This is a genomic window from Streptomyces coerulescens, assembly GCF_042657965.1.
Lineage (GTDB): Bacteria > Actinomycetota > Actinomycetes > Streptomycetales > Streptomycetaceae > Streptomyces > Streptomyces coerulescens.
This window is the reverse complement of record NZ_JBHSKM010000008.1, coordinates 452,453-467,815: the sequence shown is the minus strand read 5'-3', so window position 1 is coordinate 467,815 and position 15,363 is coordinate 452,453. Positions and strand designations below refer to the sequence as shown.

The window sequence follows — 15,363 nt, the reverse complement described above, 5'->3', positions numbered from 1 at the left end:
GACGACGGATCGCGGTGGCCGAACGGCTGACGGGGGAGGGGGCGCGGTCCGGCGGCCCTGTCGGAAGGGTCGCCGGACCGCGGCGGGCGGTGACGACGGGGGAGACGTGAGCGATGGCGGTGGAGCTGTGGGACAGGGGGTCGATGTGAACGGCGTTGAGAGCACCGGCAGTCGCGGACCGGACGCGGTCACCGGCGGGGCGGGCGGCGGCGCCGAGCCGGGCGGCTCGGCCGGCTCGGCGGCGGCCTGCCCGGTGACGAAGCCGGCGGGTCCGTTGCTGCTGGGGGTACGGCATCACGGGCCCGGGTCGGCGCGTGCGGTGCGGGCGGCGCTGGACGCGGCGCGGCCACGGACGGTGCTGATCGAGGGGCCGCCGGAGGCCGACAACCTGATCCCGCTCGGCGCTGACGAGGCGATGCGGCCCCCGGTCGCGCTCCTCGCCCACGCAGTGGACGAGCCCGGCCGCTCCGCCTTCTGGCCGCTGGCCGAGTTCTCCCCGGAGTGGGTCGCGATCCGCTGGGCGGTGGAGCACCGGGTTCCCGCCCGGTTCATCGACCTGCCGGCCACGCACACGTTGGCGTGGGGGAAGCAGGACGAGACCGCGTTGGATACGGAGGCGGGTGAGGGGAGCGAGCCTGCCGCTGACGCCGACGAATCCGGTGACGGCGCCAACGGCTCTCGGGCCGAGGAGAGCGACCCCCGCGCGGCCGTCCGCGTGGACCCCCTCGCCGTACTCGCGGATGTCGCCGGCTACGACGATCCCGAGCGGTGGTGGGAGGACGTCGTCGAGCACCGGGGGACGGGGGACGGGGACGCGTTCGCACCGTTCCTCGGGCTCGAGGAGGCCATGGGGGCGCTGCGGGAGGCGTACGGGAGCGGGGGACACGACCGGGATCTCGTCCGCGAGGCCTATATGCGGCTCCAGGTGCGGGCGGCGCAGCGGGAGTTCGGCGACGACGTGGCCGTCGTGTGCGGGGCCTGGCATGTGCCCGCGCTGCGGCAGAAGAGCACCGTCGGTGCCGACAAGGCGCTGCTGAAGGGGCTGCCCAAGGTCAAGGCCGACATGACGTGGGTGCCGTGGACGAACCGACGGCTGGCCCGGGTCAGCGGCTACGGGGCGGGGATCGACTCGCCGGGGTGGTACGGGCATCTGTTCAGCGCGTCGGACCGGCCGGTCGAGCGGTGGATGACCAAGGTGGCCGGGCTGCTGCGGGACGAGGACCGGATCGTGTCCTCGGCGCATGTCATCGAGGCGGTGCGGCTGGCGGAGACGCTGGCGGCGATGCGCGGACGCCCGCTGCCGGGGCTGAGCGAGACGACCGACGCGGTGCGGGCGGTCATGTGCGAGGGCTCCGACGTGCCGTTGGCGCTGGTGCAGGACCGGCTGGTCGTGGGGGACGTGCTGGGGGAGGTGCCGCGGTCGGCACCGGCGGTGCCGTTGCAGCGGGACCTCGACCGGATCCAGCGCCGGCTGCGGCTCAAGCCGGAGGCGCTGGAGCGGGAGTTGGAGCTCGACCTGCGCAAGGAGAACGACGCCGAGCGCAGCAGGCTGCTGCACCGGCTGCGGCTGCTGCGTGTGGAGTGGGGCGAGCCGGTCGCGTCGCGGGGGAGCACGGGGACGTTCCGGGAGACGTGGCGGCTGCGGTGGGAGCCGGAGCTGTCGGTGCGGGTCGCCGAGGCCGGGGTGTGGGGGACCACCGTGTTCGCCGCGGCGACCGCCAAGGCCGAGGCGGACGCCGTCTCCGCGCCGGGCCTCGCCGATGTCACCGCCCTCGCCGAGCGCTGCCTCCTGGCCGAACTGCCGGACGCCCTGCCCACGGTGATGCGGATCCTCGCCGACCGCGCCTCACTCGACACCGATGTCGGCCATCTCGCCCAGGCCCTGCCCGCGCTGGTCCGCTCCCTGCGGTACGGCGATGTGCGCGGCACGGACACCGGGGCGCTCGCGGAGGTCGCCGCGGGCCTCGCCGAGCGCGTCTTCGTCGGCCTGCCCCCGGCCTGCGCCGCGCTGGACGCGGACGCCGCCGAGGAGATGCGGCGGCATGTCGACGCGGTGCACGGGGCGATCGGGCTGCTGGGGGACGTCGTGGCGCCCGCCCGGGGGACGTCGACAGAGCGGGGCGCCTCGGACGGCCCGTCCGCACCGGGCCACGGCGAGCTGCGCGAGCGCTGGCACGCCGTGCTGCGGGTGCTGGTGGTGCGGGACACCGTGCCCGGTGTCATCAGGGGCCGCGCGGTGCGGTTGCTGCTGGACGACGGGGAGTTGGCGCAGGACGAGGCTGCTCGGGCGATGGGGCTCGCGCTGTCGCCGGGGACGCCGCCGGGGGACGCGGCAGCGTGGATCGAGGGGTTCGTCGGGGGTGGCTCGGGCGGCGGAATGCTGCTCGTGCACGACGAGCGGTTGCTCGGGCTCGTCGACGCATGGCTGACGGGGGTGTCGGCTGAGGTGTTCACGGATGTGCTGCCGCTGCTGCGGCGCACCTTCTCGGCGTATGAGCCAGGGGTGCGGCGGACCCTCGGGGAGCTGGTTCGGCGTGGGCCGGGGGAGCGGGGCGGCGCCGGGACCGGTGGGTCCGGGATACCCGGGTTCGCGGCCGAGTTCGATGCCGACCGGGCGGACGCCGTGGTGCCGGTGGTGCGGCTGCTGCTCGGGCTCGATCTGGTGGAGATGGGCGGGGGCGCCGACAGCGGCCTCGGTGACAACAACCTTGTGGGGGCGACGGGATGACGACTGACGTGGTGACGGAACCGGGGGAGCGAGCAGCGGCGGCGGGCGCCGGGAGGCAGCCGCACGGATTCGCGGCGCAGGGCGGCGGCCGGCCGTTGACGACGACCGTGCCGGTGCTGCCGCTGTGGGAGCGGCCTCGCGAGGGCGCGTGCCGATGACGACCGAGACGACCGAGACGACCGATACGACCGAGGCGACGGGGCCGGCGCGGGAGCGGCTGCGGCGCTGGCGGATGGTGCTCGGCGGGGACGACGCCGACGGCACCGGGTGCGCGCTCGCCGGCAAGGACGCCGCGATGGACGGGGCGTTGACCGCGCTGTACGGGAAGGGGGACAAGGGGACGCAGTCGGGGCGGGACCGTTCGGCGGGGCTCGGGGCGTCGGCGCCGTCCGTGGCGCGCTGGCTCGGGGACATCCGGACGTACTTCCCCTCGTCCGTCGTCCAGGTCATGCAGCGGGACGCCATCGACCGGCTCGGGCTGTCGACGCTGCTGCTGGAGCCGGAGATGCTGGAGGCGGTGGAGGCGGACGTGCACCTCGTGGGCACGCTGCTCTCGCTCAACCGGGCGATGCCGGAGACGACGAAGGAGACGGCACGGGCCGTCGTGCGCAAGGTCGTCGAGGACCTGGAGAAGCGGCTCGCCACCCGCACCCGGGCCACCCTCACCGGCGCCCTCGACCGCAGCGCCCGGATCAGCCGGCCGCGCCACCACGACATCGACTGGAACCGCACCATCGCGGCCAACCTCAAGCACTATCTGCCGGAGTACCGGACGATCGTGCCGGAGCGGCTCATCGGGTACGGGCGGGCGTCGCAGTCCGTGAAGAAAGAGGTCGTCCTCTGCATCGACCAGTCGGGGTCGATGGCGGCGTCCGTGGTGTATGCGTCGGTGTTCGGGGCGGTGCTGGCGTCGATGCGGTCCATCAACACGCGGCTGGTCGTGTTCGACACCTCCGTCGTCGATCTCACCGACCAGCTCGACGATCCCGTGGACGTCCTCTTCGGCACCCAGCTCGGCGGCGGCACGGACATCAACCGGGCCCTCGCGTACTGCCAGTCGCAGATCACCCGGCCCGCGGAGACGGTGGTCGTGCTGATCAGCGACCTGTACGAGGGCGGCATACGCAACGAGATGCTCAAGCGGGTCGCCGCGATGAAGGCGTCGGGGGTGCAGTTCGTGACCCTGCTGGCGCTGTCGGACGAGGGGGCCCCGGCCTACGACCGGGAGCACGCGGCCGCGCTCGCCGCGTTGGGCGCACCGGCCTTCGCGTGTACGCCCGACCTGTTCCCGGAGGTGATGGCGGCGGCCATCGAGAAGCGGCCGATCCCCGTGCCGGACGCGGTCTGAGGAGGAAACGGCTCTGTGGCTCCGTGAAGGTGACCGCGACGGTGACGGCTCCGAGGGTGTAATGGCGAGGAATTACCGGTGATTTGTCGACCTAGTGATGACCGACTTCGGCCAGCAAAACGGACATGAGTGCGCATCGGTGGCGGGGGGCTTGCGCGACGGCAGGAGGGGCGTGCAAGGATCGACGCCTGCTTGGTGGTGCGCCGTCGCGCCGCCCGTCCGTACCGCGTCCAGTCGACTCGACGCCCGTCACGTGTACTTCGTTCCGCCGCACGGAGGGACCACCCCGTCTTGACCTGGCCAGCCACTTTGCCCGGTGCCGCTGTGCGCGTCCTGCGCATCGCGGCCGGGCGGCGTGCGCTGCAACTGGTCCTGGTGACCGGCGGTCTGTTGGCGATCGGGCTCCTCTGCGGGGAGCGCGCGTACGCGGCGGACGGGTCGGACGGGGTGCCGGCGGGTGCTTCGTCGCTGTCGACGGCGTCGGCAACGTCCTCGTCCTCGGTCTCGGTAGCGTCCTCGGTTTCGGTAGCGTCCTCGGCCTCGGCAGTGTCCTCGGTCTCGACCGCGGCGTCGGACGAACTCCGGTCGTCGGCACTGAGCAGGATCGAGCGGCTCCTGACCCTGCCCGGCACGCACGACGAGCCGACGGCGCCGTCCGCCGAGTCGGCGCCTCCCCGGAGCTCGGCCCCGGAGCAGCGGATTCCGCAGCCTGAGGTTCCTCCGAGCCAGAGCCAGGCCCCGAACCAGCCTGGCCCCAGCCAGTCGGCCCAGAGCCGGCCCGCCCGGACGCAGGCCCCCTGGGCCCACGCCCCCCACCCCACACCCCACGGCCGGATGCTCACTCCGGTGACCGAGCAGGTGGGACGAACCGTCGACGCTCAGGTCGTGCGTCCCGTCGGCGGTGTCGCGCGGACGGTGACCCAGGATCTGGCCGCGGGTTTGGCCGAGGTGCGGGCGAAGGTGCCGGGGTTGGCGGCCTTGCCCTCGTTGCCGACGGGGCCCGAGACGACATGGCCGAGCTGGCCGGGGTGGGAGCTCCCCGCCATTCCGGGGATCCCGGACCTGCCGGGCGCCGATGTGCCCGCGCTGCCCGGGCAGACGTTGCCGGCTCCCGTCACCGGGACGCCCCAGCCGGGGTCGGACGCGCCCGGATCAAGTGACGGACGCGCCGCCAAGGGACGTACCGGCAAGGAGACGACCGGCGTCCACGGCACCCGTCTCGGAGTCGACGGCACCGAGTTCCACGCTCCGGCGGCCGGCCATGTGCACCGCACCGCGCCGTCCGTCCATGCCCCCGCCCATCAGGCGCCGGCCGATCACCCGGGTGGTGCGGTGGGCAACCACGCGGTGGGCGACAGCGGTACGCCGAGGCACGGGGACGCGCACGCGGTCTCGTTGAGCCGGCGTGTGGCGATGCGGCTGGTGCCCGGCGCCGCCGCCCGTGCGGAAGCGGATTCGATCCAGGACAGGCACCGGGACATTCCGGTTTCCCCCGCCTAGGAACCCTGAGCCGCAAGGCCCCTGAGCCTCCAGGCCCGTAGGCCGGCCTCCCCGCCGTAGACCTGCCGCGCGGGGGCGGAAACAGGTCTGCCCGTCCGTCCGGACACCCCCCAGTTCCCGGATGTCCAGTGACGTCCCCCGGACGGAAGCCGCCGGAGCCGTACCCGGTCCCGCCGGTCCACAACTCCCCGGACCGCGACCGTGATCGGCGCCGGAATGTCCCCAAAACCGTCCGAAGTCCCGGAGCTTCACTTCTCCGTTGCTCCGGGGGCCTTCGGAGCCCCAGACATAGGGATCCGACGCACGTATGAACAAGAACATCCGCCGTTCGATCGTCATAGCCGCAGGTGTCACCGGCGCCTGGGCGCTCGGTTCGACCGTCGCCAGCGCCGACGAACTGCCCGCATCCACCCTCTCCGTCCCGGACGAGGCCACCGACGTGACCGACACAGCCGACAGCGCCGACGCCCCCGGCCTCCTCGGCGGTGTGACCGACACGGTCAACGGCGTCGTCTCCGGCGTGACGGACACCGTCACCGGTGCCACCGAGGGCGCCACCGGCGAGGTCGCCGACACCGCCAGGACCGCGCCCGCGAACACCGCCGATCAGGCCCGCCGTTACGTGGACGCCGACGTCACGGTCCCGTCCGCGACGAACACCGCCACCTCGGCCGCCGACAGGGCGACCAAGGCAGCCGAGGCAGCCAAGGCCAAGGGCGCGGCGCAGGTCATCCAGGGCGCCAAGGCCGCCCGCGCGGACCATGCCGCGGCACACGCGACCGCGCAGGTCACGGCCCATGCCGAGGCCCATGTCTCCGGGGCCGTCGGCGACGCCCGCGGCCTCCCCCACGACATCCCGCAGCACCCCGGCAGCATCGACTACCTCTTCGGCCCCCTCGCCGCCTTCGCCCCCGAGCTGGAGCAGGCTCTCGCCGCCGCGCAGACGAAGGTGCAGGGCGTGCAGGCGGCGGCGCGTTCGCAGGCGCAGGGTGTCGAGGGTGTCGTACGGACGAAGGCGCAGTACGCCGTCGCCGGAGCGGGCCGCACCGCTGCGGCCGCCGGTGACGTCGCGCACGCCGCCGTCGCGCACGCCGACGGCAGGGTCACGGACACGGCGACGACCGCCACCGGCCGGGTCGGCGCCGTCACCGCGGCCGCGCAGGCCTCCGTCTCCGCGGTCCCGGGCCATGTCACCGGCACGGTCGGCGGCGTGGAGCAGCGGGTCGTCGGCACGGTCGCCGCGGTTCCCGGCACGGTCACCCCGGTCGTGGCCGCGGTTCCCGGCACAGTCACCCCGGTCGTGGCCGCGGTTCCCGGCACGGTCACCCCGGTCGTGGCGCAGACCGCCGACGCGGCCGTCCCGTCGGTCGTCACCGAGGCCGTGCACGGAGTCGTCCCGGTCGCCGGTCGCGCCGTCGAGGGCGTCGTGCCGACCGCCGGGCACGCCGCCGCCGGTGTCGTCCCCGCCGCGACCGGCACCGTGGCCGGGGTGACCCCGGTCGCCGGGCACGCGGTGGACGGCGTCCAGCCGGTGGTCGGAGGCGCCGTGCACGGGGTGACCCCGGTCGTCGGCCGGACCGTGGACGGCGTGGTTCCGGTCGCCCACGGTGCCGTCGCCGGAGTCGGCCGCACCGCAGGCCACACCGTCGACGCCGCGACCGCGCTCGCGTACGGCGTGGTCGCCGACGTCGCCCCGGTGGCCACCGAGGCCGTGGCGGGCGTGCAGCCGGTGGTCGGCGGGGCCGTCCACGGGGTCCGGCCGGTTGCCGACGGGGTAGTCCAGGGTGTACCGCCGGTGGCCCACGGCGCGGTCGGCGATGTCCGGCACCTTGCGCACGGAGCCGTCGCCGATGTCCGGCCCGTGGCCTCGGGCGCCGTCGACGACGTACAGCCGGTCGTGCACGGCGTCGCCGCAGACGTACCCCCGTACGCCACCGGTCTGGTCGGTCATGTCGCCGGCGACGTCACCGGTTCGGCCCTGCCGCCGGTCGCCGACACGGCCGTGCACGGCGTCGTGCCGGTCGCCGGACAGGCCGTCGCCGACGCGGGCGCGCTGGCGTACGGCGTCACGGACGACGTCCGTCCCTTCGCGGGTGGTGTCGTCGGTGAGGTCGGCCCGTTCGCGCACGGTGTGGCCGGGCAGGCCGGGCCCTTCGTCGGCGGTGTCGCGGAGGAGGTGACGCCGTTCGCCTACGGCGTCACCGGTGCCGTGCGGCCGGTCGTCGACACGGTCGTGGACACCGTCCGGCCGGTCGTGGACGGCGTCGGCGGCAGCGCCACGAACCTGGCGTACGGCGTCACGGACGACGTCCGTCCCTTCGCGGGTGGTGTCGTCGGTGAGGTCGGCCCCTTCGCGCACGGTGTGGCGGGGCAGGCCGCGCCCTTCGCCGACGGCCTGACCGGGACCGTCCGGGACTCGGCCGGTCCGCTCGCGGGCAACGCCGTCACCGGCGTCCAGGGCGTCGCCCGGTCGGTCACGCCCGGCTACGCGCACGAGCTAGGTGACCAGGTCCGTCACGACCTCGGTCAGTACGGCGGCACCCACCGCATCTGACCGCACCCCAACCGCCGGGCGAGCGTGATCACCGCCAGTGATCACCGCCGGTCACCGTCACCGGTGATCACAACCCTTGATCACCGGCCCCGGCACCGACGACTCCGCCAGGCCCCCGGCCCCGGACGGCCGAAAGCCATCGGCCCCATCCGGTCGGGGCCTCGCGGACCGGACGGGTGGTCCCCATTGGGGTGGGGATCACCCGTCCAGAGCCCTCAGGGGCGGCTCATTCGTGCCCCTCCGGGCAGTTCGAGGGGCCTCACCGGGTCAACCCCAGCCCGGTGAGGCCCTTGCCCGTCATAGAGGTCCTCGCCCGTCATAGCGGTGTCCCTCATGTCACCGCCGCATCACCGGCACCTCACCCTCGGCACGCCGTGCCAGTGATCACCCCTGTTCGCGGCATCATGTGACAGGTATCACCGCTCAGGTGTGACCCTCGATTTAGGGGCCCTCCGCAAGCAGCGATAACCTGCGAGACGGACATGCCGCGCGCTCGGACACCGTGTGCGCCTCCCTAGTGACAGCGGACGTCACGTTGCCCTTCGCGGCACGCCCACGCATCCAACGAACCGCGAGATCACTGATAGGGACGGAAGCGCGTGGACCTGTTCGAGTACCAGGCGAGGGACCTCTTCGCCAAGCACGATGTACCGGTGCTGGCCGGTGAAGTCATCGACACGCCTGAGGCGGCCCGCGCAGCCACCGAGCGCCTCGGCGGCAAGTCTGTCGTCAAGGCCCAGGTGAAGGTCGGCGGCCGCGGCAAGGCCGGCGGCGTGAAGCTCGCCGCGAACGCGGACGAGGCCGTCGCCCGGGCGACCGACATCCTCGGCATGGACATCAAGGGCCACACGGTCCACAAGGTGATGATCGCCGAGACGGCCCCGGAGATCCTGGAGGAGTACTACGTCTCCTTCCTCCTCGACCGTGCCAACCGCACCTTCCTCTCCATCGCCTCGGTCGAGGGCGGCATGGAGATCGAGGAGGTGGCGGCCACCCGCCCGGAGGCCGTCGCCAAGATCGCGATCGACGCCATCGACGGCGTGGACGAGGCCAAGGCCCGCGAGATCGTCGCGGCCGCGAAGTTCCCGGCCGAGGTCGCGGACAAGGTCGTCAACGTCCTGATCACGCTGTGGGACACCTTCATCAAGTCGGACGCCCTCCTCGTCGAGGTCAACCCGCTCGCGAAGGTCGCCTCCGGTGACGTCATCGCCCTCGACGGCAAGGTGTCGCTCGACGAGAACGCCGAGTTCCGCCACCCCGAGTACGAGGAGCTCCACGACAAGGACGCCGCCAACCCGCTCGAGGCGGCGGCCAAGGAGAAGAACCTCAACTACGTCAAGCTCGACGGTGAGGTCGGCATCATCGGCAACGGTGCGGGTCTCGTCATGAGCACCCTGGACGTCGTCGCGTACGCCGGTGAGAACCACGGCAACGTCAAGCCCGCCAACTTCCTGGACATCGGCGGTGGCGCCTCCGCCCAGGTCATGGCGAACGGCCTGGAGATCATCCTCGGCGACCCGGACGTCAAGTCCGTCTTCGTCAACGTCTTCGGTGGCATCACCGCGTGCGACGAGGTCGCCAACGGCATCGTCCAGGCCCTCAAGCTCCTCGAGGACCGCGGCGAGAACGTCACCAAGCCGCTCGTCGTCCGCCTCGACGGCAACAACGCCGAGCTCGGCCGGCAGATCCTCACCGACGCCAACCACCCGCTGGTCCAGCGCGTCGACACCATGGACGGCGCGGCCGACAAGGCCGCCGAACTGGCTCACGCCGCCAAGTAAGCACTCAGGACGAGGACACAACACACCATGGCTATCTGGCTCAACAAGGACAGCAAGGTCATCGTCCAGGGCATGACCGGCGCCACGGGCATGAAGCACACCAAGCTCATGCTCGGTGACGGCACCGAGGTCGTGGGCGGCGTGAACCCGCGCAAGGCGGGTCAGACCGTGGACTTCGACGGCACCGAGGTACCGGTCTTCGGCACCGTCAAGGAGGCCATCGAGAAGACCGGCGCCAACGTCTCCGTCATCTTCGTGCCGGAGAAGTTCACCAAGGACGCGGTCGTCGAGGCCATCGACGCCGAGATCCCGCTGGCCGTCGTGATCACCGAGGGCATCGCCGTGCACGACACGGCCGCCTTCTGGGCGTACGCCGGCAAGAAGGGCAACAAGACCCGCATCATCGGCCCGAACTGCCCCGGCATCATCACCCCGGGCCAGTCGAACGTCGGCATCATCCCGGGCGACATCACCAAGCCGGGTCGTATCGGCCTGGTCTCGAAGTCCGGCACGCTGACGTACCAGATGATGTACGAGCTGCGTGACATCGGCTTCTCGACGGCCGTCGGCATCGGTGGCGACCCGATCATCGGCACCACGCACATCGACGCGCTCGCCGCGTTCCAGGCCGACCCCGACACCGACCTGATCGTCATGATCGGTGAGATCGGCGGCGACGCCGAGGAGCGCGCGGCCGCGTTCATCAAGGACAACGTGACCAAGCCGGTCGTCGGCTACGTCGCGGGCTTCACCGCGCCCGAGGGCAAGACCATGGGCCACGCCGGCGCCATCGTGTCCGGTTCCTCCGGTACGGCGCAGGCGAAGAAGGAGGCCCTGGAGGCCGCCGGCGTCAAGGTCGGCAAGACCCCGACCGAGACGGCGAAGCTGGCCCGCGAGATCCTGGGCGGCTGAGTGCAGTCACGGCTGTGAGTAGTGAGCCGGTGGGCCCGTTCCCCGTGTGGGGGCGGGCCCACCGGCGTTCTCGCCCGTAGGCCGGGGCCAACGGCGTTCTCGCCCGCCGTCCGTCCCGCTGCTCATGTGCCTTGCGGTACGAGCCGCTCCGGGCCGGACTGCATCTGCGTGCGCAGCTTCTCGCGCAGCTCCAGATCCATCTCCGACAAGGGCCCCGGCGCCATCCTCGGCGGCACCCCCCGCACCGTCGCCCCCGGCGGCACCGCCGGCTCGTACTGCGTGGGAGCCGTGCGCAGCGTCAGTGCCGTCGTGCCGATGAGCGCCACCGTGAAGGCGATCGCGGCCCGGGTCCAGAAGCGGGCCCGGCGTTCGCCGCCGTCGCGTACCTGGACCGGTTTGGCCGCGCGCAACCGCTCCGTGGAGGCCAGTTCGGCCAGGCACCGGTGGAGTTCGGTGGGGTCGGACAGGTCCGGCAGGCGGGCGGCGACCGCGGTGCGCGCGTCCAGGAGGCGGTTGGCCGCCGCCGGTGTGCTCGCCTCCGTCTCGGCCGCCGTCTCGGGCAGGTCCAGGCCGACACCGTCGTAGAGGACGAGCGTGCGGCGCTGGGTCGGCGGCAGCTTGAGGAGGACCTCCAGCAGGGCGCGGTCGAACGCGTCGGAAGGCGGCGGTTCGGGGTGCCGGTAGCGGGGGCGGAACCGGTGCCAGGGGGAGAGCGCGAAGTCGTAGGCCGCCGCCCGCACCCAGCCCGCCGGATCGCGGTCCCGGGCCACCTCCGGCCAGCGCTGCCAGGCGTGCTGGAAGGCCCGCTCGACCGACTCACGGGCGAGCTCGCGGCGCCCGGTGAGCAGGAAGGTCTGCCGTACGAGGGCGGGGGCGCAGAAGGCGTAGAGCGCGTCGAAGGCCTGGGCGGGGGTGAGCGTCCGCGCGCTCTCGACCGTGGACTGAAGTGCCGTCATGTCCTGTGCTTCCTCGGGTTCCTGACCCCCCGTCCTGTCGACTACGGCCCGCAGCAGTTGTGCGTATGTCTCCCTCGTTCGGCCCCGCGGTGTCGTGCGGCCGCTCTCCCACGCCTGCACGGTCTCGAGGCTGACGCCCACCCGTTCCGCGACCTGAGCCTGCGTCAATGCACCGGCCTCGCGCAGGCGTCGGCGCTCGTCGGGCGGAGGGAGCGGGGCTGCGGGGGTCTGCTTCACCGGACGCCCTTTCGTACGAAAAAGTACATAAACATATATTGAGCGACACATCGGAGGTTCGCCTGTTACGACGGGAAAGCGCGTGTCGTTGGGAGCATGGCGAGCGTGATCGAGATGACCGCTCGTCGAACGCCCCTCCTTACCCGCATGCGCCGCCATTCGCCCGGCCTGGGCGCCAGCCTCTTCAGCGGTGCGGTGGCGGCGGGGCTGGGGCTCGGTGTGTTCGCCGTGGTGGTGATCGCGCTGTGGATCAGCTCGCCGTACCCGGACAGCGGACCGGGCGGCGCCCTGCGGATCGCCTCCGTGCTGTGGCTGCTGGCGCACGGCGCCGAACTGGTCCGCACCGACACGCTCTCCGGCGTCCCCGCACCGGTCGGTGTCACCCCGCTGCTGCTGCTCGCCCTGCCGGTGTGGCTGGTGCATCGGGCGGCCCGGGACGCGGCGGCCGACGGGGGCGAGGGGGTGCCGCTGGTGTCGATCCGTACGGCGTGGGGCGGCGTCGTCCTCGGGTACCTCGGAGTCGGCCTGGCGGCCGCCGTGTACTCGGCCGGGGGCGAGTTGCAGCCGTCCTGGCTGTGGACGGTGCTGCGGGTGCCCCTGGTCACGATGGCGGCAGCGGCCGTCGGGGTGTGGACGGCGTGCGAGCGGCGGCCCGAGGTCGTCGACGGTCTGGTGCTCGTACTGCCGGAACGGGTACAGCGCCTGGTGCCCGGGGCCGAGGGACGTGCCCGGGTCGCCACCGCTGCCCGGGCGGCGGGGGCGGGGGTGGCGGCACTCGCCGGGGGCGGGGCGGTGCTGGTGGGCGGGGCGCTGGTGTGGAACGGCGGTGCCGTACGGCAGTCCTTCCTGGACCTCGCGCAGGGATGGTCGGGGCGGTTCGCGGTGCTGCTGCTGTGCGCGGCGCTCGTGCCGAACGCGGCGATGTGGGCGGCGGCGTACGCGCTCGGGCCGGGGTTCGTGCTCGGGGCGGGGCACGCGGTGGGGCCGCTGTCCTCGGCACCGGCGCCGTTGCTGCCGCCGTTCCCGCTGCTTGAGGCGGTTCCGGAGGCGGCCGTCGTCGGGCCGCTGCGGTGGGGGGTGGCCGTGGTGCCGATCGTGGCGGGCCTGGTGGTGGGGTGGTTCGCCGCGGGGTGGGGGGACGGGCTCGGCGAACGGTCCGGCGGCGGGGACGCGTCCGCGACGGTTCGCAGTCGGACCGGTGACGGAGGTACATCCGCGACGCTGCGGATCCGGTCCGGCGGTGGAGATACGTCCGCGACGCTGCGGATCCGGGCCGGCACCGGGGACACGACTTCGCCGGCACGGAATCAGGCCGGAAGCGGGGACACGTCCGCCACGGCTCGGACCCCGGCCGGACAAGGGCAGGCCACGGGCCCATCGGGTGCCGGGCAGGGGCCGGCGACGAGCCCCTCGCGCACCGGGCAGGGATCTTCGACAGGCCGGTTCCAGGTGGGGGAGGCTTCCCCGGCCGCCGCCCGCTCCGGGCGCGGGCCGGCATCCGCTGTGCCCTGGTCGCCGGGGCTGACCGCCGTCACGGCCGTGGTGGGGGCCGTGTTCTGCGCACTGGCCGTCGCCGTGCTGGCCACGCTGTCGGGCGGCCCGCTGGGCGTGGGGGCGTTGGCGCAGTTCGGGCCCGTGTGGTGGCAGACGGGGTTCGCGACGCTCGGGTGGGTCGCGTTGGTGGCCGTTCCGGTCGCGGTGCTGGTGCGTGGCTGGCGGTGCTGGACGGGGCGGCACCGGGCGGAGCCGGTGAGCGACACGCAGGGCGCACGGATCGGCAGGCCCCGGTTGGGGGCGCCGGAGGAGGGCGGCCCGGCCGCGGAGGAGCGCCCGCTGCGGGACCGGTTGCCACTGGGCGGCGAGTGGTCGCCGGCGGCGGCGGAGCCGGGCGACTCCGGGAAGTCGGGGAAGTCGGGGACGTCGGGGAAGTCGAGCGGATCCGCGGACGCCGGGGCGGGCGAAGACGGGCCGACGGATACGAAGACGCGGCCTCCGGCGCACGGGCGCAAGACGTCGGCCCAGGACCGGAACAGTGCGGCCCACGCGAACGGAAAGGGGCCGGATCACGCGAACGAAACGGGCGCGGACGCGAACGAGAAGGGCGCTCAGTCCACGGCCTACGGCGAGGACGCTCGGTACGAGGCGCTCACGCAGCACCTCCCGTACGCGACGTACGACCACGACACGACCTTCGAGCCGGAGGACTTCCCGCTCACGGGCGCACCGTCGGTGCCCCCGCCCCCGCCCACACGCTCGGCCTGGCAGGACGACAAGGACGTACCGAACCCGTCGGACGTACCGGAGGGCCAGAAGCGGAACGCGCCGGTCGCACCCGCCACAGAGAAGGCACCGGAACCTGCCGCCTCCGAAGAGACACCGGACCGGTCCGCCCAGGACACTCCGGACTCACCGAACGCCGAGTGAGGTCATCCCCGCGGCCCGACCCCCCTGCCGGCGTCAGCTCTCCGCGCCCAGAACGCCCCGCAGTTCCTTCGGCAGATGCTCGTTGCACGACTGCTTCGCCGCGTTGGTGAGCGCGTCGTCGCGGCAGGTGTAGTAGTCGCTGTAGACGACCTGCGCCGCGAACCCGGCCGCGACCACCGCGATGGCGAGGGACGCCGTGACCAGGCCGCTCACCGCCGCCGTCGTCTGGGGACGGCCGCTGTTCTGCGGGGCCGGGGTGTCCGGGTCCGGGGTGCGGGGCTTGGCCCGGAGGCTGCTGATGCCCCAGTACAGGGCGAGCGCGCCCAGGAGCAGGGCCATGTACGGCCAGCTGAACAGGGCGAAGAAGAAGGCCCACATGCCGGACAGCAGGGCGTAGCGAGCCCGGCGCTGGGTCGGGTCGGTCGGGTCCCAGCGCATGCCGTTGCCCGGGCCGCCGTTTCCTCCGGGGCCGTCCTGGCCGCCCCGGGGTTTGTCGCCGAACCCGCCGGAGGAGCGGCCCGGCTGGCGGTCGCTCCACTGGTTGCCCCACGGGGAGTTGGCGTTGCCCTGGTCGGAGTCCTGCGAGCCGTCGTCGCCGGACGGGCGGCGCGGCTGCCACGGGCGGTCAGGCGTGCCCTCCGGCGGCGGGGCGAAGGGGTTGTCGTCCTGCCCCTGGCCGCCGCTGCCCTGCTGGTCGCCGTTCTGTCCGCCCGAGGGGGCGTCGGGCGGCGAGGCGGGGCGCTCTCGCAGCAGCACGCCGCTGTGCTCCCCTCCCGGCAGGGACTGCGGGGGGAACGTGAGGAGTCGCAAGCTGCGGTCCGGCATCAAGTGAGCGTCTTCCCCTTGGTGAATACGCACGGCGGCGAATACGAACGATGGCGAGCAGGAACGAACGGGTCGAGCTGTCACTCCGTGAACGCATC

The 15,363-nt window shown here is 73.4% G+C and carries 10 protein-coding genes; 8 read left to right on the top strand and 2 right to left on the bottom strand.

The window, feature by feature from the left end:
* The first annotated feature begins 253 nt into the window (after nt 1-253).
* From ACFPQ9_RS16410 to sucD, 7 genes are all read left to right on the top strand, one after another.
* A complete protein-coding gene (locus ACFPQ9_RS16410) occupies nt 254-2,728 on the top strand; it encodes a DUF5682 family protein (RefSeq protein ID WP_380853926.1) in 2,475 nt (824 codons plus the stop codon).
* Nucleotides 2,725-2,886 (top strand): hypothetical protein, encoded by a 162-nt coding sequence (locus ACFPQ9_RS16405; RefSeq protein ID WP_380853341.1) that lies wholly within the window; start codon nt 2,725-2,727, stop codon nt 2,884-2,886. The genes ACFPQ9_RS16410 and ACFPQ9_RS16405 overlap by 4 nt, the downstream gene beginning before the upstream one ends.
* Nucleotides 2,883-4,076, top strand: a complete 1,194-nt coding sequence (locus ACFPQ9_RS16400; RefSeq protein ID WP_380853339.1) for a VWA domain-containing protein — start codon at nt 2,883-2,885, stop codon at nt 4,074-4,076. Before ACFPQ9_RS16405 ends, ACFPQ9_RS16400 begins: the two co-directional genes overlap by 4 nt.
* 291 nt (nt 4,077-4,367) lie before the next feature.
* Nucleotides 4,368-5,576 (top strand): hypothetical protein, encoded by a 1,209-nt coding sequence (locus ACFPQ9_RS16395; protein WP_380853337.1) that lies wholly within the window; start codon nt 4,368-4,370, stop codon nt 5,574-5,576.
* 307 nt (nt 5,577-5,883) lie between these two features.
* Nucleotides 5,884-8,130, top strand: a complete 2,247-nt coding sequence (locus ACFPQ9_RS16390; protein WP_380853335.1) for a hypothetical protein — start codon at nt 5,884-5,886, stop codon at nt 8,128-8,130.
* Between the two features lie 599 nt (nt 8,131-8,729).
* On the top strand, nt 8,730-9,911 hold the full coding sequence (gene sucC / locus ACFPQ9_RS16385; protein WP_380853327.1) for an ADP-forming succinate--CoA ligase subunit beta: 1,182 nt from the start codon (nt 8,730-8,732) through the stop codon (nt 9,909-9,911).
* A 27-nt stretch (nt 9,912-9,938) separates the two neighbouring features.
* Nucleotides 9,939-10,823, top strand: coding sequence for a succinate--CoA ligase subunit alpha (gene sucD / locus ACFPQ9_RS16380; RefSeq protein ID WP_030955580.1), 885 nt, complete (start codon nt 9,939-9,941; stop codon nt 10,821-10,823).
* A 122-nt stretch (nt 10,824-10,945) separates the two neighbouring features.
* On the opposite strand, the gene ACFPQ9_RS16375 is transcribed toward sucD, so the two are convergent.
* On the bottom strand, nt 10,946-12,016 hold the full coding sequence (locus tag ACFPQ9_RS16375; RefSeq protein WP_380853325.1) for a sigma factor-like helix-turn-helix DNA-binding protein: 1,071 nt from the start codon (nt 12,014-12,016) through the stop codon (nt 10,946-10,948).
* Between the two features lie 147 nt (nt 12,017-12,163).
* Here ACFPQ9_RS16375 and ACFPQ9_RS44685 point away from each other — a divergent pair, with 147 nt between their 5' ends.
* Nucleotides 12,164-14,440 (top strand): cell division protein PerM, encoded by a 2,277-nt coding sequence (locus tag ACFPQ9_RS44685; RefSeq protein ID WP_465269575.1) that lies wholly within the window; start codon nt 12,164-12,166, stop codon nt 14,438-14,440.
* 33 nt (nt 14,441-14,473) lie between these two features.
* On the opposite strand, the gene ACFPQ9_RS16360 is transcribed toward ACFPQ9_RS44685, so the two are convergent.
* Nucleotides 14,474-15,265 carry a hypothetical protein gene (locus ACFPQ9_RS16360; protein ID WP_380853323.1) on the bottom strand — a complete coding sequence of 264 codons (792 nt, stop codon included), beginning with the start codon at nt 15,263-15,265 and terminating at the stop codon, nt 14,474-14,476.
* Nucleotides 15,266-15,363 lie beyond the last annotated feature (98 nt).